Genomic DNA, 3,098 nt, shown 5'->3' with positions numbered 1-3,098 from the left:
TTTACTTGTTTAGTTTCAGGGTTAATTAAAATATTAGTTGGCTTAATATCCTTATGAATAATCCCATGCTGCATGAGATAATGTAATGTATTAGCAAGCGCGATCGCTACTTGTAAAAATTCATCTATAACCCCAACACAATTATTGTTGGTGAAATAATCCTTGAGAGACACTCCTCCAAAGTCTTCCATCACTAACGTATAGCCATTTTGGTATGGTTCCAGACTATAAGTTTGGATGATTCCAGGATAGTCGAGATTTTTGGTAATAGTGTATTGATTGCGAAACTGTACTAGTTCATTAAAAGTGGGATAAGTATTTTTCAGCAGTTTAATAACTACAGGTAATGAGTCAGCCTGCCGAACGCCACGATACACTATGGTTCTGTGGCCGTTGTAGATCTGTTCTTTCAGGTGATATCCTGGAATATCTACTAAACTCATTGTACTAGTATCTCTTAAAACTTTCTGGTTTTATTGTTCCCAATTTTTTATTTAGTGAATTAAAGAATTGGTAAAGAGATGAGAAATTCTGTTCCCTGACCAAGGGTAGAATTAACACTTAGGCTTCCGTTGTGTTTACCCGTGATGATTTGCTGCGCGATCGCCAAACCCAAACCAGTTCCTTTTCCGACAGGTTTAGTCGTAAATAAATAGTCAAAGATTTTTTGCTTAACTTGCTCATTCATACCCACTCCATTATCAGCAATTTTGATTTCAACTTGATTATTGCTGACGGTGGTGGTGATGGTAATTTGGTTGGGATTGGCTTTAATCTCCTCAAAGCTGCATCCAGCATTTGATTCATCTAAAGCATCAATAGCATTAGCGAGGATATTCATAAAGACTTGATTTAATTGCCCAGGAAAACATTCTATTTCCGGTAAAATACCATAGTTTGTATTGACTTGTATTGCTGGGCGGTGATCATTAGCTTTAAGACGATGTTTGAGAATGAGAATTGTGCTATCAATACCAGAGTGGATATTAAACGGGACTTTGTAATCTTTGTCGTCACGGGAGAAAGTACGAAGACTCGTGCTGATGTTAGTGAGGCGATCGCACGCGATCTTCATAGAATCAATCATCTTAGGCAAATCCTCTAAGCTATAATCCAAGTCAATTTCTTTTGCATGGTCAATAATTTCATCACTGGGATTTGCCAAACAGCTTTGATAGAGTTCTAAGTGTTCAAAAATATCTGCAATTATAGGTTTAGCTTGTTCGAGAGTAGCAGCAATAAAACCCAAAGGATTATTCATTTCATGAGCAACACCTGCAACTAAATTACCTAAAGCAGACATTTTCTCACTTTGAACAATTTGTAATTGGGCTTGTTGCAAATCTTGTAATGCTTGTTTTGCTTGCTGATAGAGCCGAGCATTTTCGAGTGAGATTGCTGCTTGGGAAGAAAGTAGGTTGATAACTTGTAGACGTTGGGGAGTAAAAACACCACTTATTAGTTGATTTTCTAAGTAAAGAATTCCTACCAAATGCCCTTGGTTAATAATAGGTATACACAAGACACTTTGGGGTTGATGTTGCAGCATATATTCCCCAATCACACCAGGAATGTCTGTTTGACAATTGTCAATAATGACAGTTTCTTGAGTATTCTTAACGTAATTGATAAGTTTTCCGGTAATCTCTTGACAATTGTCTATTAGTTGTGAAACAAAAATCGTCTCAATAGAAGTTTGGGAGTTGGACTGTTGATTAATCAGCGTAATAGCCTTCACCTGCCAGGTATCTTCCTGTGGAAGAATGAGAACAGATTTTTTAGCACCAGAGTTTTCTAAGATAATGCGCGAGAGGTTAGCAATGAGTTGATCTAATTCCAGAGAACTAGAAATCGCTTGCGCAGCTTTGAGCACGCTTGTAAAATCTAGCTCGTCGGATATATTGGTAGTATAAGAACTAATCGTAGGATGGGAAGAGGGAGTCAAATAACTAATAGCATCTTCAGAATTGAAGTTGAGTAGTTGCTGTTGCAGAATTGGGTGCAGTAGTTGGGGATAGCGTTTTTCTAAGTCTTTAACTTTGGCGAGTGCACCCCAACGAGCGTAGCAGTAATAAGCGTCTTCTATGTATGCTTTGGCAACTTTTGGTTTGCCCCAATCCAGGTAAAATCTAGCTGCTAACTCATTTGCTAAGCCCTCTTCTTGAAAATAACCGTTCTCGTTGGCAAGAGCAATGGCTTGGTCATAAAATTCCATTGCGGCTGAGCTTTGTCGTAAAACTCGATTTTTTTCTGCCTCTACCAGATGGAATTTATGTAGATAATTCATGGGGGCATAATTTGCCCACTGCTCCATGATATTCTGATTTTGTGCGACTTGCTGTAAAATCCTCTGTTGTTCTTCTATTAAGGAAGTAGGAAATAAAGCCAGTTGCACCAGTGAATCATAAAAATTCAGCAACGCAATAGTCGAAGTTGCATGTCCTGAACCAGAATACTGTTTTGTTTTGACAACATATTCGTCTGCCAAATCGAGTTCCCCGAACAGATAACAAAGCATCAATTTATTGAAAAATAAATTCCATAACCCAGCAAGATCATTAGTTTGTTCGTGTACTACCAGCATTATTCTTTCATCATAGGCTGTGCCAACCAATTCCCAAGGAGTAGTTTCAGAGCTTCTCAAATTCAAAACTACTTGGTAGTAAATATTATTGTAATTAAGAGCGCTTCTTTGGTTAATTTTTTCTAGTGCTGCCTTATAAATCGCTAATTCATTAGCTACTTTGGCTAATTCTTCACCAGTAAAATAAGCGCTCATACCATAAATATGAGCAGCACAACCAGCAATAGCTAAATCGCCAGTATCTAGCCCTGTAGTATAAGCTTGTAGTAGTGGTTTCAACATTGCTGTAAGAGGTTCCTTCCAATGAAGGATAAAAGTATGAACTAGAAAAAGGACTCCTGCTTGGTATTCTTGAGCTTGAAACTTGGACAGTAGTTGCAAGGCTAATTGACCAAATTCATAACCTGTGGAGATACTATTTACCTGAGCACAAAGTATGAGTCCATAAACTGAGTAAGTAGCGGCTGACGCGGGAGTATTTCCGTACTGTACGCAAAGACTCACTTGCTTGAGT

Annotated in this window: 2 protein-coding genes; both read right to left on the bottom strand. The window is 38.1% G+C overall.

Annotated elements, in window-relative coordinates; all coding sequences use genetic code 11:
* On the bottom strand, window positions 1-443 hold a 443-nt coding region (locus G4P69_RS36570; RefSeq protein WP_208345819.1), incomplete at its 3' end, for a serine/threonine protein kinase.
* Window positions 444-502: 59 nt separating this feature from the next.
* On the bottom strand, window positions 503-3,098 hold a 2,596-nt coding region (locus G4P69_RS36565), incomplete at its 5' end, for an ATP-binding protein (protein ID WP_208345821.1).

Origin of the sequence: Aetokthonos hydrillicola CCALA 1050, from assembly GCF_017591665.1 — a bacterium.
GTDB classification, from domain to species: Bacteria; Cyanobacteriota; Cyanobacteriia; order Cyanobacteriales; family Nostocaceae; genus Aetokthonos; species Aetokthonos hydrillicola.
The sequence above is the reverse complement of the archived record's forward strand: the minus strand, read 5'-3'. Positions and strand labels throughout refer to the sequence as shown.